Annotated in this window: 16 protein-coding genes and 2 tRNA genes; 6 read left to right on the plus strand and 12 right to left on the minus strand. The window is 65.5% G+C overall.

From position 1 onward, the window contains the following. Positions 1-123 precede the first annotated feature (123 nt). From clpX to OJF58_RS24655, 9 genes are all read right to left on the minus strand, one after another. Positions 124-1,395 (minus strand): ATP-dependent Clp protease ATP-binding subunit ClpX, encoded by a 1,272-nt coding sequence (clpX, locus tag OJF58_RS24615; protein WP_300780508.1) that lies wholly within the window; start codon positions 1,393-1,395, stop codon positions 124-126. 139 nt (positions 1,396-1,534) lie between these two features. Further along, entirely contained in the window at positions 1,535-2,182 is a 648-nt protein-coding gene (locus OJF58_RS24620; protein ID WP_300780509.1) for an ATP-dependent Clp protease proteolytic subunit, read from the minus strand. A 74-nt stretch (positions 2,183-2,256) separates the two neighbouring features. Further along, positions 2,257-3,600, minus strand: a complete 1,344-nt coding sequence (gene tig / locus OJF58_RS24625) for a trigger factor (RefSeq protein ID WP_300780510.1) — start codon at positions 3,598-3,600, stop codon at positions 2,257-2,259. Between the two features lie 22 nt (positions 3,601-3,622). Beyond that, a tRNA-Leu gene (locus OJF58_RS24630) sits at positions 3,623-3,707 on the minus strand. Positions 3,708-3,797: 90 nt separating this feature from the next. Then, complete coding sequence (locus OJF58_RS24635) at positions 3,798-5,258, minus strand: NAD(P)H-hydrate dehydratase (protein WP_300785396.1); 1,461 nt, start codon at positions 5,256-5,258, stop codon at positions 3,798-3,800. A 62-nt stretch (positions 5,259-5,320) separates the two neighbouring features. Beyond that, a tRNA-His gene (locus tag OJF58_RS24640) sits at positions 5,321-5,397 on the minus strand. A 57-nt stretch (positions 5,398-5,454) separates the two neighbouring features. Beyond that, the gene (locus OJF58_RS24645) at positions 5,455-6,099 is read right to left on the minus strand and encodes a hypothetical protein (RefSeq protein ID WP_300780511.1); all 645 of its coding nucleotides are present in this window, start codon (positions 6,097-6,099) and stop codon (positions 5,455-5,457) included. A gap of 28 nt (positions 6,100-6,127) precedes the next feature. Then, entirely contained in the window at positions 6,128-6,751 is a 624-nt protein-coding gene (locus OJF58_RS24650; protein ID WP_300780512.1) for a hypothetical protein, read from the minus strand. A gap of 150 nt (positions 6,752-6,901) precedes the next feature. Beyond that, positions 6,902-8,068, minus strand: coding sequence for an aminotransferase (locus OJF58_RS24655; protein WP_300780513.1), 1,167 nt, complete (start codon positions 8,066-8,068; stop codon positions 6,902-6,904). 193 nt (positions 8,069-8,261) lie between these two features. Between OJF58_RS24655 and OJF58_RS24660 the strand changes: the two genes are divergently transcribed. From OJF58_RS24660 to OJF58_RS24675, 4 genes are all read left to right on the plus strand, one after another. Then, positions 8,262-8,600 carry a P-II family nitrogen regulator gene (locus tag OJF58_RS24660; RefSeq protein WP_300780514.1) on the plus strand — a complete coding sequence of 113 codons (339 nt, stop codon included), beginning with the start codon at positions 8,262-8,264 and terminating at the stop codon, positions 8,598-8,600. 53 nt (positions 8,601-8,653) lie between these two features. After that, positions 8,654-10,060, plus strand: coding sequence for a type I glutamate--ammonia ligase (gene glnA, locus OJF58_RS24665; RefSeq protein ID WP_300780515.1), 1,407 nt, complete (start codon positions 8,654-8,656; stop codon positions 10,058-10,060). Positions 10,061-10,176: 116 nt separating this feature from the next. Further along, positions 10,177-11,046 carry a hypothetical protein gene (locus tag OJF58_RS24670; RefSeq protein WP_300780516.1) on the plus strand — a complete coding sequence of 290 codons (870 nt, stop codon included), beginning with the start codon at positions 10,177-10,179 and terminating at the stop codon, positions 11,044-11,046. Next, positions 11,043-12,266, plus strand: a complete 1,224-nt coding sequence (locus OJF58_RS24675) for a CoA transferase (RefSeq protein ID WP_300780517.1) — start codon at positions 11,043-11,045, stop codon at positions 12,264-12,266. Before OJF58_RS24670 ends, OJF58_RS24675 begins: the two co-directional genes overlap by 4 nt. Here the strand turns inward: OJF58_RS24675 and OJF58_RS24680 are convergent. Genes OJF58_RS24680 through OJF58_RS24690 form a run of 3 tightly spaced genes read right to left on the minus strand, consistent with a single transcriptional unit; the run spans position 12,260 to position 14,805 of the window. Beyond that, complete coding sequence (locus OJF58_RS24680; protein ID WP_300780518.1) at positions 12,260-13,105, minus strand: TauD/TfdA family dioxygenase; 846 nt, start codon at positions 13,103-13,105, stop codon at positions 12,260-12,262. The genes OJF58_RS24675 and OJF58_RS24680 overlap by 7 nt on opposite strands. Positions 13,106-13,135: 30 nt before the next feature. Then, complete coding sequence (locus OJF58_RS24685; protein WP_300780519.1) at positions 13,136-13,678, minus strand: hypothetical protein; 543 nt, start codon at positions 13,676-13,678, stop codon at positions 13,136-13,138. 59 nt (positions 13,679-13,737) lie between these two features. After that, on the minus strand, positions 13,738-14,805 hold the full coding sequence (locus tag OJF58_RS24690) for a tartrate dehydrogenase (RefSeq protein WP_300780520.1): 1,068 nt from the start codon (positions 14,803-14,805) through the stop codon (positions 13,738-13,740). A gap of 57 nt (positions 14,806-14,862) precedes the next feature. Between OJF58_RS24690 and OJF58_RS24695 the strand changes: the two genes are divergently transcribed. Together OJF58_RS24695 and OJF58_RS24700 are read left to right on the plus strand one after the other, a co-directional pair. Then, entirely contained in the window at positions 14,863-16,548 is a 1,686-nt protein-coding gene (locus tag OJF58_RS24695) for an amidohydrolase family protein (RefSeq protein WP_300780521.1), read from the plus strand. A gap of 20 nt (positions 16,549-16,568) precedes the next feature. Next, on the plus strand, positions 16,569-16,877 hold the full coding sequence (locus OJF58_RS24700) for an antibiotic biosynthesis monooxygenase (RefSeq protein WP_300780522.1): 309 nt from the start codon (positions 16,569-16,571) through the stop codon (positions 16,875-16,877). The last annotated feature ends 134 nt before the right edge of the window (positions 16,878-17,011 follow it).

A 17,011-nucleotide genomic window follows, 5' to 3' on the forward strand; every position in this document is an offset into this window, starting at 1 on the left:
TGGGCGACAAGCGGCTGAAAGCAACGCACACTCAGCTGCAAAGATTGGCCTCAACGGAGTTCCATTCAAGGCCTCGGGACAGGAGCGCGCCGGCTGCCGCAATTGCCGCCGGCCTCGCCGGACTCAAGCTGGCGCAGCAGCGATGCCTTCCTTGCGCTCGCCGTGCACATAAAGCGGCTGGGCGCGCCCTTCAATGACCTCACGATTGATCACGACCTCGTCGACGCCATCGAGCGAAGGCAGGTCGTACATCGTATCGAGCAGCACGGTTTCCATGATCGACCGCAGGCCGCGGGCTCCCGTCTTGCGCAGGATCGCCTTCTGCGCGACCGCACGAAGCGCGTCGTCGGAGAACTTGAGCTTCACGTTCTCCATATCGAACAGACGCTGGTACTGCTTGAGCAGCGCGTTCTTCGGACGCGTCAGAATCTCGATCAGGGCGCCCTCGTCCAGGTCCTCGAGCGTGGCGACCACCGGCAGACGGCCGACGAACTCGGGAATCAGCCCGTACTTCAGCAGATCCTCGGGCTCGAGGTCGCGCAACACCTCGCCCGTACGCCGGTCGTCCGGGCCGCGCACCTCGGCGCCGAAGCCGATCGACGTGCCCTGCCGGCGCTGCGAGATGATCTTGTCGAGGCCCGAGAAGGCACCGCCACAGATGAACAGGATGTTGGTCGTGTCGACCTGCAGGAATTCCTGCTGGGGATGCTTGCGTCCGCCCTGCGGCGGCACGGAGGCGACAGTCCCCTCCATGATCTTCAGCAGGGCCTGCTGCACGCCCTCCCCCGATACGTCGCGGGTGATCGAGGGGTTGTCCGACTTGCGGCTGATCTTGTCGACCTCGTCGATATAGACGATGCCGCGCTGCGCCCGCTCGACGTTGTAGTCCGCCGCCTGCAGGAGCTTCAGGATGATGTTCTCGACATCCTCGCCCACATAGCCCGCCTCGGTGAGGGTCGTGGCGTCGGCCATGGTGAAGGGGACATCCAGCATGCGGGCAAGCGTCTGCGCCAGCAGGGTCTTGCCGCAGCCGGTCGGGCCGATCAGCAGGATGTTCGACTTGGCGATCTCCACCTCGTTGGCCTTGCCGCTGTGGCCGAGCCGCTTGTAGTGATTGTGCACCGCAACAGCCAGGATGCGCTTGGCCTGGTCCTGGCCGATGACGTAGTCGTCGAGGATCTGGCGAATTTCCTTCGGCGACGGCACGCCATCCTTGGACTTCACCAAGGTGGTCTTGCTCTCCTCCCGGATGATGTCCATGCAAAGCTCGACGCATTCATCGCAGATGAATACCGTCGGCCCGGCAATGAGCTTGCGAACCTCGTGCTGGCTCTTGCCGCAGAAGCTGCAATAGAGGGTATTGCGGGAATCGCCCCCGGACTTGGCGGCTGGCATCTTGTAACGCACCTCCGCTTGGGGGGCCCGCCGCCGGCGAGCCCGCACACAAGACTATGTTAAACGCGCCTCCCAGATGGCCACAACCCCAAAATATGGTGTGTTAGCCTGCGAATAGGAAGCAATTGGTCGCGGCCCCTCAGGAAGCGGCCGCCTGGATGGTCGGGATCGGCCGATTCTCCAGGACGTCGTCGATCAGGCCGAATTCCTTGGCTTCTGCGGGCGAGAAGAACTTGTCGCGCTCCATCGCCCGCTCGATTTCCTCGATCGTCCGGCCCGTATGATGAACGTACATCTGGTTCAACCGTGCCCGGGTCTGCAGGATTTCCTTGGCATGAATCTCGATGTCGGTCGCCTGGCCCTGGGCACCGCCGGACGGCTGATGGATCATGATCCGGGCATTGGGCAGCGAGAAGCGCTTGCCTTTCGTACCGGCCATGAGAAGCAGCGAACCCGCCGACGCCGCCTGGCCGAACACCAGGGTCGAGATCTGCGGCCGGATATATTGCATCGTGTCGTACACGGCGAGCCCCGACGTCACCACACCGCCAGGCGAATTTATATAAAAAGAGATGTCCTTGGTCGGGTTCTCGGACTCGAGATACAGAAGCTGTGCACAAACCAGACCGGCCACATTGTCCTCGATCGGGCCGTTCAGGAAAATGATGCGCTCCTTGAGCAGCCTCGACCAGATATCGTAGCCCCGCTCGCCACGCGCCGACTGCTCGACGACCATCGGCACGTAGTAGTTGTTGTAGACCTCGAGCGGATCGCGTTCGCGGCTCATCGCCGAAACCCCCTATGAACTGACGACAGAAAAGTGGCAGCGCGGACCTTCGGGTTCAAGACCGGCGGCGCTGATCAATTGGTGGCTGCCGGGGCGGGCTTCTCCTCGGTCTCCCGGGCCGCCTTCGCCAGTTCCTGGGGGGTAACCGTCTTTTCCGTCACCTTCGCAAGCTCGAGGATGAAGTCCACGGTCTTCTCCTCGAAGATCGGGGCGCGGAGCTGTTCCTTCAGTTCGGCGTTCTTGGTGTAGAAGTCCAGCACCTGCCGCTCCTGGCCGGGGAAGCGCATCGCCTCGCGGATGATCGCCTGGTTGAGCTCTTCCGGCGTCACATCGATGCTGTTGGAACGGCCGACATCGGCCAGCAACAGGCCGAGGCGCACGCGACGCTCGGCGATGTCGCGATATTCCTTGCGCATCTTCTCCTCGTCATCCTCGAGCTTTTCGCCATTCTTCTTGGCCTGCTCGACACGCTGCCAGATCGCGTTGAATTCGCTCTCCACCAGCCCCTCGGGCACGGCGAACTTGTGGGTCTCGGCGAGCTTGTCGAGAAGCTGGCGCTTGATCATGGATCGCGAGACCTGGGCGTAGTCCTGCCCGATGCGGTCGCCGACCGCCTTGCGCATGGCCTCGAGACTCTCGAAGTTGTTTTTCTTCGCCAGCTCATCGTCGATCGGAGCCTCGACGAACTCGCGGATCTCCTTGACGGTGCACTTGAAGACGGCGTCCTTGCCGGCCAGGTCCTTGTTGCCATAGTCGGACGGGAAGGTGACCTTGACGTCGACCGGCTTGCCGACCTCCGCGCCAACGAGTTGATCCTCGAAGCCCGGGATGAACGAGCCTGACCCCAGCTCGAGCACGTAGTCCTCGGCCTTGCCGCCCGGGAACTCCGTTCCGTCGACGAAACCCACGAAGTCGATCTTGATCGCATCGCCCTTCTGCGCAGGACGCGGCGGATCGACCGGCTTCTGCTCGCGGTTGGCCTTGGCGATGCGCTGCACCGTCTCGTCGATTTCCGCTTCCGGCACTTCGGCCTTCAGCCGCTCGAGCTCGATATCCGAGAAGTCGAGCTTGCCGATCTCCGGCAGCACCTCGAGGGCGACCTCGAACTCGACGTCCTTGCCCTCGGCCAGCTCCTTGAGATCGACCTTGGGCTGCAGGGCGGGCCGCAGCCCGCGATCCTCGATGGCCTTGGTCGTGCCCTGGTTGACGGCCTGCTCGAGCGCCTCGCCGTAGAGCGCCTGCCCGTACTGCTTCTTCAGCAAGCCGACCGGTACCTTGCCGCGGCGAAAGCCCGGCATCTGCGCCGTGCGGGAAAGCTCCACCAGACGCTCGTCGACCTTCGCCGACAGGTCGCCGGCCGGAACGACGATCTTGAATTGCCGCTTCAGCCCTTCGGCTGAGAGTTCCGTGACTTGCATAATCCCACTTCCATCACTTCGTTGGTGCGGGCGGAGGGACTTGAACCCCCACGCCTTGCGGCACGAGAACCTAAATCTCGCGTGTCTACCAATTTCACCACGCCCGCCCGACGTGGCCCCGTGCCCCGCCAAGGGGAGAGCGGGCCAATGCCGCAAGGGCCGAATCGCGGGCCTCTTAGCCCGCGCCTGCGGGGCGGTCAATTGATCGCCGCGCCGAGGGCCAGCGGCAGGCAATCGATCAGATCCTCGGCGATCAGCCCGGCGCGGCCGAAGCGATAGGCGCTCTCGCCGTGGATCCACGCCGCCGCCGCACCGGCCGCCAGCGGCGCCAGGCCCCGTGCCATCAGGCCGGCTGCGATTCCCGACAACACGTCGCCCGAACCGGCCGTCGCGAGGGTGCTCGGCGCATGGACATTGATCACCGCCCGCCCGTCCGGGCTGGCAATCACCGTGTCGGGTCCCTTGAGCAGGACGGTGGCACCGCTGCGCCGGGCGGCCGCACGCGTACGTTCGACCTTGTCCGGCATGTCGGCGAGATCGGGGAAGACACGGCGAAATTCTCCGGCATGGGGCGTCATCAGCACCGGCCCCGCGACGGCCCGGAACAAGGTGTCGGGCCGGTCGGCAAACGTCGTCAACGCATCGGCATCGAGCACCACCGATCGCCGGGCTTTCAGAGCCGACAGCACGGCGCGGCCTGTGCGCTCGCTGTGGCCCGAGCCGGGCCCGATCAGCACGCCGTTGCGCCGCTCGTCGGCAAGCAACTCGCCGAATGTATCGTCGCTGTCGCATTCGGCCACCAGATTGCCCGGTTCGGCGCCTTGGTAGATGGGCACGGCCGCACGAGGAGCCGCGATGGTGACGAGGCCTGCGCCGGTGCGGCGCGCCGCCAGGGCTGCGAGCCGCGCGGCGCCCGTGGCTCCGGCGCCGCCAAGGATAGTCAGATGACCACGCTTGTACTTGTGATCGGCGAGATCGTGCCGCCGAAGAAGCGACGACCACAGCGCCGGTTCATTCTTCCATAGCGTCGGGCGGATGTCGTTCAGGACAGCCGAAGGGATGCCGATATCGGCCACGAGGATGTCGCCGCAGAGCTCGCGTCCCTTCAGCGAATAGTGTCCCGGCTTGGCCCGAAAGAAGGTCACGGTGAGCTCGGCCTTGACCGGCGGCCCCATCACTTCGCCGGTATCTCCATGCAATCCGCTGGGGACATCGACTGCGACCAGCGGCAGCCCGAGCGCATTGACTTCGGCCAGAACCTGCGCCGCCGGCCCCTCGACAGCCCGGCTGAGACCAGCGCCAAAGAGGGCGTCGATCACCAGCGGGCGGCCGCCCATCAGGCCCACTGAAAGTGCCTCGACCGGCCCGGTCCACCGTTCCGCCGCCGCCGCCGCGTCGCCCTTCAGGAGATCCCGCGAACCGAGCAAGGCCAGACGCACCTGCCAGCCTGCCGCCTGAAGGTGCCGGGCCGCCACAAAGCCATCCCCGCCGTTGTTGCCGGGTCCGCACAGCGCCACGACTGGCCGGCCCTGATATCGCGCGCGGATGGCTGCGGCGACGGCCCCGCCGGCAGCCTCCATCAGGTCGCCAGTCGGCGTGCCGGCCGCCGATGCCGCGGCATCGGCGGCGGCCGTCTGCGCGCAGGTCAACAGCACCAGCTCGTCGCGAGGCACGATATCTCGTTCGGTGGGATCGGGCTCAGGCATCGTGGATGAACGACTGGGGCGGCCGACCGGATTTGAACCGGCGACATCCAGAATCACAATCTGGCGCTCTAACCAACTGAGCTACGGCCGCCACCGTCCGTCGCTTCGGGCGAAGCGGGCGCTTTCCTACGCTCAGGCGTCGGGAGCGTCAAGAAACCGGGGTCGGCGGCAACAGCCGGTCGATGGCCCGGATCCAGACCGTGCACGCCTCCTCGTGCGACAGGCCGAACATCTCGATCATTCGGGCCCAGCTCTCGAAATCCATCACGGCCTCGAGCGCGATGAGGGTCTTCTTGCGCTCGGGCTCGGCCAGTGCGGCGAGCTCCGGCTTGAACATCTCCTCGATGCGCATGACGACCAACTGGCGGATTATCTTGATACGATGTTGCAGCTCCAGCGAATCGCTGCTGTTGGTGTTGAGGACACGCCAAAGCGGCAGCCAGCGCTCGCAACCACGCGCCCGTGTCTCGACCTGGGACCTGATCCGCGTCTGCCGGTCGGCATCGGCGTCGCGCAACGCGCTCAGCGTCTTGGCCTCGCTGATCGCGTAGTCGGTCGCGGTCACGCGAATGGCATGCAGGTCCGGAAAACGTTCGAAGATCGACCGCACGGAATAGCCGGCGCGCTCGGCGATCTGCACGGCCGTCGGCATCTGGTTGTTCTCGCGCACGAGAGCCACATAGGCCTCGACGATGAGGCGCCGCGTGCGTTCGCTGCGCAGATGACGGCCGTCGATGCGGGCCGGCTTGCGCGACGGCGGGAAGGAAGGGGAAGCTGCGGGAGGGTCTGCCACGATGGCTCGCTTCGGTGGGCCGCCTGAGTCAGCCATGGGTCGGCGTCGGCGGCAACAGACGGTCGATGGCATAGGTCCACACGGCGCTCGCCTCCTCGAACGGCAGGCCGTACTGCTCGCGCATGCGCGCCCAACTTTCGATATCGGTCAGCGCTTCGAGCGCGACCAGGAGATCGCGCCGCTCCTCGTGCGGCAGCGTCGACAGCTCCGGCTTGTACATGAGCTCCAGCCTTGCCATCGTGACCTCGCGCGCGCGTCGGACCCGCGCCTTGAGCTCGTCGGACTCGTCCTGCATGTTCATCAGCAGCCGCCACAAGGCGACGCCACGCTCGCAGGTGCGGGCGCGGGTGTCGACCTGGGATCGCACCCTCGTCCGCCGGTCGCCGTCGACATGGCGGGCCGGAGCCAGAGCCGCGGCCTGGGCCAGGGCGTAGTCGGTGGCCGCCACGTGCAAGGCGTTGAGATCGGGAAACCGCTCGAAGACCGACCGCACGGAACAGCCGGCACGTTCGGCGATCAGGACGGCAGTCGGCACCTTGGGATCCTCGCGCACGAGCGCCAGGAAAGCCTCGATGATGAGCTGCTTGGTCCGCTCGCTCCGCAGCCGGCGGCCGTCGATCCGCGGTGGCTTAGGCGTAGATTGCGACGACACGATTTCCACCGGCCTGACTCATGCGGCGCGCTCGCGGCGGGTCCCCGTCCCGAAGGGACAAAGCTCGCAGATCAGTTTTTTGTAATGCGAGTGCAGTAACACTATGCCGCAAAATGACGCCGGCGTCGCCAAAAATTCCGTAAAACATGCCTATCGCCTGAAATATTCTTTCAATCGATCAATTGCCGCCTCTAACGTACTGTTGTTTTTACAAAAACAAAACCTAACGAAATGCACAGGTGCCTGCCCCGGATCGTCATAGAAGGCGCTCACGGGGACTGCAGTGACGCCTGCTTCGGTCGTGATGTGGCGGCAAAAATCCTCGTCCGTGCCATTGAAGCCCAGGGATCGGAAGTCGGTTGTTACAAAGTACGTACCCTGTGACGGGAGCACGTCGAAGCCGATCTGCGCCAGACCGCCCGCCAGCCGATCGCGCTTGCCCTGCATCTCGCTCGCGAGGGACTCGAAATAGCGCTTGTCCAGCCGGAGACCGGTGGCGGCGCCCCATTGCAGGTTGGGCGGGGTCGTAAAGGTCATGAATTGATGCGTCTTGGCGATCGGCTTCAGCATGTCCGGCGCCGCCGTCACATAGCCCACCTTCCAGCCGGTCAGGCTGAAGCTCTTGCCCGCCGAGCCGATCCGCGCCGTGCGCTCGCGCATGCCGGGCAACGTCATGATCGAGAGGTGCCGGTGATCGTCGAACACGATGTGCTCGTAGACCTCGTCACAGACGGCGTAGGCGTCGTGCTTCAAGCAGAGGTCGGCGATAAAGCCCAGCTCCTCGCGGTCGAACACCTTCGAGCAGGGGTTCATCGGCGTATTGAACAGGATGAGCTTGGTCCGGGCGCTGAACGCCGCCGCAAGCTCCTGACGCGGCAACGTCCAGCTCGGGGGCTCGAGCCGCACCAGTCGCGGCACGCCGCCCGCGCGGCGGACGATTGGCAGATAGGAATCGTAAAGCGGCTCGATCAGGACGACCTCGTCTCCCGGCTCGATCAGCCCGAACAGACAATCCGCCAGTGCCTCGGTGGCGCCGGACGTCACCAGCACTTCCGTCTGCCAGTCGATATCCAGGCTCTGAAAGCGCTTGGCGTGCTCGGCGACGGCCTGCCGCAGCTCCGGCAGGCCCATCATCGGCGGGTACTGATTGTGGCCGTTCAGCAGATAGTCGGCCGCCGCCTGGCGCACCTCGTCGGGCCCTTTGTCGTCAGGAAAGCCCTGCCCCAGATTTACCGACTGGTACTGACGGGCAAGCGCCGACATGACCTCGAACACGGTCGTGCCCAGGCCGGATATGGTGGTGTTGGCGGGTTTCATGGGCTTTGTCATGATGCAACTTGAGGCAGAGTCCTGAACATCTTTTGACCAGTTCGCCTATTCTTGGACCAGCGAACCATATCGTTCCCCGCGATCTTTGTGGAAAACTTTGGCATGAAAGCTGCTTCACCGGTTGACGCAGGGCTGCCAGAGGCGACAGCGCCGGCGCCTGCGCGTGGAGTGTTGCAAGCCAATGAAGAAGATCGAAGCGATCATCAAGCCCTTCAAGCTCGACGAGGTGAAGGATGCCCTGAACCAGATCGGCCTCAAGGGAATCACGGTCCTGGAAGCGAAGGGCTTTGGTCGTCAGAAGGGACACACCGAGCTCTATCGCGGCGCCGAATATGTCGTCGACTTCCTGCCCAAGGTGAAGATCGAATTGATCATCGAGGACGAGATGGTCGAGAAGGCCGTCGAGGCGATCCGCGGCGCCGCCCACACCGGCCGCATCGGCGACGGCAAGATCTTCGTGTCGCAGATCGACGAAGCCATCCGAATTCGTACTGGCGAGCGCGGTGACGCCGCCGTATGAGAAACGGCCCTTGGGGGGCCCGACGTCAACCAAAGGAAAGGGACGAACGACATATGGATGCCAAGCAAGTTCTCGCGATGATCAAGGAGAAGGACGTGAAGTTCGTCGACTTCCGTTTCACCGATCCTCGCGGCAAGTGGCAGCACACGGCCCGCATGGCCTCCGCTACCGATGAAGGCACGTTCGTCGACGGCGTCATGTTCGACGGGTCCTCGATCGCCGGCTGGAAGGCGATCAACGAGTCCGACATGATCCTGATGCCCGACACGTCCACGGCGGTGCTCGATCCCTTCACCGCGCAGACCACGCTGATCGTCAACTGCGACGTCGTCGAGCCCTCGACCGGCCAGCTCTACTCGCGCTGCCCGCGCTCGACCGCCAAGCGGGCCGAGGCCTTCCTGAAGTCGTCCGGGGTCGGCGATACGGCCGTCTTCGGACCGGAGCTCGAGTTCTTCGTGTTCGACGACGTGCGCTTCGACGTGCAGATGTCGGGCAGCTACTACAAGATCAACTCGAGCGAGTCGCCGTGGAACACGGGAGCGGAGTTCGAGGGCGGCAATATGGGCCACCGGCCCGGCGTCAAGGGCGGCTACTTCCCGGTGCAGCCGGTCGATTCGATGAACGACCTGCGCGCCGAGATGATGTCGGTGGCTACCGAGATGGGCCTTTCGATGGAGATCCATCACCATGAGGTGGCGCCGAGCCAGAACGAGCTCGGCTTCAAGTTCGACACGCTGGTAAAGACGGCCGACAACGTGCAGAAGTACAAGTACACGCTGCACAACGTCGCCCACAGCTACGGCAAGTCGCTGACCTTCATGCCGAAGCCGCTCTATGGCGACAACGGCTCGGGCATGCATACCCACCAGTCGATCTGGAAGGACAACAAGCCCCTGTTCGCAGGCTCGGGCTACGCCGACCTCTCCGAGACGGCGCTTTATTACATCGGCGGCATCATCAAGCATGCCAAGGCGCTCAACGCTTTCTGCAACGCCAGCACCAACTCCTACAAGCGCGTCATTCCGGGTTTCGAGGCACCGGTGCTGCTCGCCTACTCGTCGCGCAACCGTTCGGCCTCGTGCCGCATCCCCTACTCGGCCTCGCCCAAGGGCAAGCGCGTCGAGGTCCGCTTCCCCGATCCGTCGGCCAACCCCTATCTCGCCTTCGCGGCGATGCTGATGGCCGGCATCGACGGCATCCAGAACAAGATTCATCCTGGCGATCCGATGGACAAGAACCTGTACGATCTGCCGCCGGAGGAGCTGACCAAGGTGCCGACCGTCGCCGGCTCGCTGCGCGAGGCGCTGAATTCGCTCGATGCCGACCGCACCTTCCTCACCAAGGGCGGCGTGTTCACCGATGACCAGATCGACGCCTACATGGAGCTCAAGTGGGAAGAGGTCTATGCCTGGGAGCATCAGCCCTCGCCCGTCGAATACAAGATGTACTATTCGATCTGACACCGAACCGGCGATCGTTTTCGAAGCATGGAAGGGCCCGCACAGGCGGGCCCTTCTTTTATTGGAGCAGCGGGCGAGGCGTGCGAATCTCCCGTAATCACGCGAGGGACGGAAGCATGACGGAGTGGATGGACAAGGCGATGGAGACGTTGCGCCCGTGGATCGGGCGGGTGCGCATGGTGGAGGACGACATCGGCCTGATGGCGGTGCGGCGCGCCGCCGGCACCTTCGATCTGGCTCCCGCGAGCTTTTCCCGCGGCACCGAATTGCCGCCGCATTGGTTCACTCTCTTCTTCGCCGAGACCGTCAGGCAGGACGAGATCGGCCCTGACGGCCATCCCAACAAGGGCATCGTGCTGCCGCCCATTCCGATGCCGCGGCGCATGGGCGCCGGTCGGCGGGTGAAGGTCATGGGCCGCCTGCGCGCGGGCGAGCCGGCGGTCAAGAAGGCCGAGGTTGCCAACATCGTCCCCAAGACCGGGCGCTCCGGCGACATCTTCCTGCTGACCATGCGTCATACGATCGAGCAGCACGGCAAGGTGCTGGCGGTGGACGAGTTCGACGCGATCTACCGGCCGGCCGTTCCGCCAGGTCAGAAGACCACGGCCACCGTGCCTACCCCGGCGCCCGGTGGCCATGCCTGGAGCGCAACCACCAACGTCACCAACACCCTGAACTTCCGCTACTCGGCGCTGACCTGGAATGCGCACCGGATCCACTACGACGCCGACTATACCCGCGCCGAGGAAGGCTATCCGGCCCTCGTCTCCAACGGCGGGCTGTCGATGCACCTCATGGTCGATGCCGCCCTCGAGCATGCCTCGGGCACGCTTACCGGCTACACCGCCCGGCTCGTCCATCCGATCTGGGTCGGCGATTTGATCGAGGTGCGCGGCGACATGCAGAAGGACGGGCGGCTCAAGATCTGGGCCGCCGACAAGAACGGCGTGCTCTGCGGCCAGATGGAGCTGGAGTTCGCGAAATGACGGCCGCTTCCGGCGGTGGCCCGTTGGCGGGCGTCCGCGTGATCGATCTCACGACGGTGGTGGTTGGCCCCGTCTGCACGCGGACGCTGGCCGACTACGGAGCCGACGTCATCAAGGTCGAGGCTCCCGGCGGCGATCTCTTGCGCACCATGGCGGAGGGCAGTCGCCATCCCGGCATGTCGGGCAAGTTCATCAACTTCAACCGCAACAAGCGCTCGATCGTGGTCGACCTCAAGAAGCCGGAAGGCCATGCCGCCCTCCTCCGCCTGATCGACTGCGCCGACGTCTTCGTGAGCAACGTCCGCCCCGAGGCGCTGGCGCGGGCCGGCCTCGATGCCGCCAGTCTCGCCGAAAGATGTCCGAGGCTGATCCATTGCTCGATCCTCGCCTTCGGCCGCGGCGGCCGCTACTTCAACCGCCCGGCCTACGATCCCGTCGTGCAGAGCCTCTCCGGGGTCGCCGGCACCCTCGCCCGCGCCACCGGCGAGCCGCGCTTCGTGCCGATGGTGATGAGCGATCACGTGAGCGGCCTGATCGCCGCGCAATGCATCGGCTTCGCCCTCTATCGGCGCGAGAAGACCGGCAAGGGCGAGGCGATCGATGTGCCGATGCTCGAGAACATGGCTTCGTTCGTGGCCAGCGAGCACCTCGGCGCCATGACCTTCGATCCGCCGGTGGGCCCGAGCGGCGACGGACGGCTGCTCAGCCCCGACTATCGGCCGCTCCCTACCCGGGACGGCTACATTACCGTCCGCCCCAACACCAACGCCCAGGCCTTCGCCTTCTTCGACGCGATCGGCCGCCCCGAGCTCAAGACCGATCCCCGCTTCGACAGCGCGGCCGCCCGCACGCGCAATGCCAAGGCCTATTTCCAGGTCCAGCGGGAAGGCCTCGGCAGCCGGACCACCGACGAATGGGTCGAATTGTTCGACAAGCTCGACGTGCCGGCCGCGCGGTACAATTCGATCGACGATCTCCTCACCGACCCGCACCTGAAGGATGTCGGATTCTTCCAGGAAGAAGACCATCCCAGCGAAGGCAGGATCCGCCGCACCAGGCTCGCCAATACCTTCTCGGGCGGCGCGCGCGGGCAGGAAGGCCATGCGCCGCTGATGGGGCAGCAGACGCGCGAGATCCTGGCCGAGGCCGGCTACAGCGCCGCCGAGATCGACAAGCTGGTCGCCTCCGGCGCAGTGCAGGAGAGCCCGGCCCGTCAGTAGGGTCGGTCACCCTCGATCAGCACGCGCTGCATGACCCGTGCTTCGCCGACCGGATAGTCGACGTCGACGCGATGCATGGTGGCGCGGTTGTCCCAGACCACGATGTCGCCGAGCGACCAGGCGTGGCCATGGTGGTGCTCGGGCTTGCGCGCCTCGACGGCGAGCGCGTCCAGCAGGGCATCGCTCTCCTCGCGCTCCATCCCGACGATGCGGTCGAGGCGATTGAAGTTGAGGTAGAGCGCCTTGCGGCCGGTCTCCGGATGGGTCCGCACCAATGGATGCTCGACGTCGGGCGTCTCGGCGACCTCCTGCGCGGTGCGCCGCGACGGCCGGTTGCGGGCGCGGCTCGTGTCGTAGGAATGGATGGCCCGTTTGCCGTCGATCCGCCGGCGCACCGCTTCCGGCAGGGCCTCGTAGACCGAATGCATATTGCAGAACCACGTCGTTCCGCCCTGACTCGGCAGCTCGATCGAATGGAGCAGCGTCGCCTTGGCGGGCGTGGCGAGATAGGAATCGTCGGTGTGCCAATCCTCCGAGCGCAACGCCGTCTTGTCCGTCGTGCCGTCGGCCATCAGCGTGCTGACCATGATCGAGACTTCCGGGACCGTGCCGCTGCGCTTGTAGCGCAGCACCTGCGGCTTGGGCCTGCCGAAGGCCGAGGCGAAGCCGCGCATCTGCTCCGGCGTCATGCGCTCGCCCGGCACGATCACCAGCAGATGCTCCCCCAGCGCCCGATTGAGCAACGATGCGATCTCCGGCCTGCCGGCATCGGCGCGATCCAGCCCTTCGATGCGCGCGCCCAGCGGCGCTTTCAGCGGGACGACTTCGGGCGACGCCATGGCATTCCTCCGACATCTCGTTGTCGGAAGCTAGCGCGCCAGGAGGCCGGACACCAATTCCGCGATCCGGACGCGCATGCGCGCGATCAAATCCGCCGCCTTGCGCCAGGCCGGCAGGCTGCGCACGAAGGCATAGGCCCAGTCCCGCCATTCGAAGAACTTGCGGTCGGCCCAGGCGAACCAGCCCAGCGCCAGCAGGTTGGGCCGCAGGATGCGGTACAGCCGCGCCACGATCGCGGTGGCCAGCACCTTGCCCAGCGCCACCGCGGCAAAGGCCAGGACGAAGCGGTGATGGGCCACGAACCAGAGAGCGGAAAGCTTGACCGGCAGGATGAGGATGGACGGCGCGGCAAAGGCCAGAACGGCCGCCGACGGCGGCAAGCGCTGGAGGAAGGCCTCGACTCGCGCGACCGGAGGCCAGCGCGCGAACGCCGCCATCATCAGGTTGAGATAGCGGATGAGCGTCTGCTCGAGGAACACGACCGCAGCGGCGATCGGCACCAGGACGACCTCGAGAGCGTGCTTCAGGCGCTGCTCCATCGGCGCAATGTAGGCGACGCAACCGCCAGGCACAGCAGCGCCACCAACAAAATAGTTGGGAGCCGGCCTTGCAATCGCCCTTTTGCCGGGTGTCAGACCGTCTTCACCAGCTCGGCGATCGCCGCCCCTACGGTCTTGGTGTCGCCATTGCCGCCGAGATCGCGCGTACGCGGGCCGCCCTCGACCAGCGAGGCGGCGATCGCCCGCTCGATCGCCTCGGCCGCCTCGGGATAGCCGAGGTGGCGCACCATCATCGCGCCCGACCAGATCTGGCCGATCGGATTGGCGATCCCCTTGCCCGCGATATCGGGCGCCGAGCCGTGCACCGGCTCGAACATCGACGGATACTTGCGCTCTGGATTGATATTGCCCGACGGCGCGACGCCGATCGAACCGGTGAGCGCCGGCCCGAGATCCGAAAGGATATCGCCGAACAGATTGGAGCCCACCACGACGTCGAACCAGTCGGGATTGCGCACGAAATGCGCCGTCAGGATGTCGATATGGTACTGGTCGGCCTCGATGTCGGGATAGTTCTTCTTCATCTCGGCGAAGCGCTCGTCCCAGAACGGCATGGTGTGGATGATGCCGTTGGACTTGGTGGCCGAGGTGACATGCTTCTTCCTCGTGCCGCGCGCGAACTCGAAGGCGAACCTCAGCACGCGGTCGACGCCCTTGCGGGTGAAGATCGCCTCCTGGACCGCGAACTCGTTCTCCGTGCCCTGGAACATGCGGCCGCCGAGCTGGCTGTACTCGCCCTCGGTGTTCTCGCGCACGACCCAGAAATCGATCTCGCCGGGCTTTCGGTTGGCGAGCGGCGAGGGCACGCCCTCGAACAGGCGCACCGGCCGCAGGTTCACGTACTCGTCGAAGTCGCGCCGGATCGGAATCAGGAGGCCCCACAGCGAGACATGGTCGGGCACGCCCGGCCAGCCGACGGCACCGAGGAAGATGCTCTCGAACGCCTTGAGCTGCGCCATGCCGTCGTCCGGCATCATCTTGCCGGTCTTCAGCAGGCGATCGCACGACCAGTCGAAGTCGGTGAACTCCAGCTCGAAATTGAACCGGCGCGCCGCGGCCTCCAGCACGCGAACGCCCTCCGGCAGGACTTCCTTGCCGATTCCGTCACCCGGAATGAGTGCGATCTTGTGCCTGGCCATCCGTTGCCCCTCCTCGCATTGAGGGACGTATAATGGACGCATATTCGGGAGCAAGCCATGTCCTATGACCTGAAGATCACGGGCGGAACCATCGTCGATGGCACCGGCAAGCCGGGCTTCATCGGCGACCTCGGCATCAAGGACGGCAAGGTCGTGGCGATCGGCAAGGCCGACGGCCCGGCGACAACGACCATCGCCGCCAAGGACAAGGTGGTGTCGCCGGGCTTCGTCGACGTGCACACCCACTACGACGCGCAGGTGCTGTGGGACCGCATGCTCTCCATCTCGCCCTGGCACGGCGTCACCACGACCGTGATCGGCAATTGCGGCTTCGGCGTCGCTCCCACGCGCGCGGCGCATCGCAAGCTGATCCTGCAGACGCTCGAGAAGGTCGAGGGCATGAGCCTCGATGCCCTGCAGGCAGGCCTGGGCGATGCCTGGCCGTTCGAGACCTTTCCGCAGTATCTCGACACGCTCGAGAAGAGCGGCACGGCCATCAATATCGCCGCGCTGTTCGGCCATACGCCGCTCAGGCTCTACGTCATGGGCGAGGCGTCCACGGAGCGCGCCGCGACGGCCGAAGAGATCGGCGCGATGAAGAAGCTGGTGCGCGAGGCCATGGAAGCCGGCGCCATCGGCTTCGGCACCTCGATGTCGGTGACCCACAACGGCTATGCCGGCAAGCCGGTGCCCAGCCGTCAGGCCACGCCGGAGGAGATGGATGCGCTGGTCTCGGTGATGGGCGAGATGAAGCGCGGGCTGATGCAGATCACCATCGGCCGCGAGTTCTCGACCAAGGCGATGGCCGAGGTGAGCCGCAAGTACGGCATCCCTGTCACCTGGACCGCCCTTCTCTCCTACCTCTACGGCCCCGGCGGACATCGCAGGCAGCTCGATCTCGCCGCCGAGCAGCGCAAGTCGGGGGCGCTGGTCATCCCGCAGGTGAGCTGCCGGCCGCTCAATTTCGAGTTCACCTTCGCCGAGCCGTTCATCTTCGACGTGCTGAAGTTCATGAACGAGCTTGCGGTCGAGGAGGCCCGCTCGCCCGGCGCGCGCCGTCGCGCCTATGCCGATCCCGCCTGGCGGCGCAAGCTCGCGACCGAGCTGACGCCGCTGTTCCAGCGCTGGTGGGATCGCACGACCATCGCCTGGGCGCCCTCGGCGCGGGAACTGGAGGAGCAGCCGCTCGCCGACGCCGCGCGCAGGCTGGGCAAGGATCCGGTCGACCTCGCCCTCGACCTCGCGCTCGACAACGACCTGCAGGCGCGCTTCCGCATGGCGGTGATGAACTTCGACGAGCGCGAAGTGGCCGAACTGATCACCGATCCCAACACGATCATCGCCCTTTCCGATGCCGGCGCGCACGCGAGCCAGCTCTGCGACGCCTGCTACTCGACGCATCTGCTCGGCCACTGGGTGCGCGAGCGAAAGACGTTCACCCTCGAGCAGGCCGTGCACAACCTGACGCAGCGGCCGGCCGAGATGTTCGGCATCACCGATCGCGGCGTACTGGCCGAGGGCCGGCCGGCCGATGTCGTGGTGTTCGATCCGACGACCGTTGCCCCCGGCCCGCTCAAGCGGGTCTACGACCTGCCGGCGGGCGCCGATCGGCTGGTATCCGAGGCGCACGGCATCGAGGCCGTCATCGTGAACGGCAGGTTGATCCGCCGTGACGGCAAGGATGTCGTGGCGGACAACGATCGTTTGCCCGGGCGCCTGCTGCGCCACGGCCGCGCCGCCTAACCTGAGATCGGGAGAAGATCATGATCCATGTCATCGCCATCATCACTGCCAAGCCGGGCAAGCGCGACGAGATTCTCGGCCATTTCCGCGCCAACGTGCCGGCGGTGAAGGCCGAGAAGGGCTGCATCGAATACGGTGCCACGATCGACGCCGAAGGCATGGGCTCCTTCCAGACCAGGTTCGGGCCGGACACCTTTGTCGTCGTCGAGAAGTGGGAAAGCCCGGAGGCGCTCAAGGCCCATGCCGCCGCGCCGCACATGGCCGCCTACGCGGCCAAGACCAAGGAGCATATCGCCAGCCGCGTCATCCACGTCCTCTCGCCTACCTGACGCATGCACTCAGGGTGCCACCAACAGGAAATAAAATCGGCGCCGCCCCCTGTGTCGTCCCGAGCGGAGCGAGGGACCCTTGGCCGGCGTCGCGAAAGATCCCTCGCCCTTCGGCTCGGGATGACACGGCTTTG

It is taken from the genome of Enhydrobacter sp. (genome assembly GCF_030246845.1).
Classification (GTDB): Bacteria; Pseudomonadota; Alphaproteobacteria; order Reyranellales; family Reyranellaceae; genus Reyranella.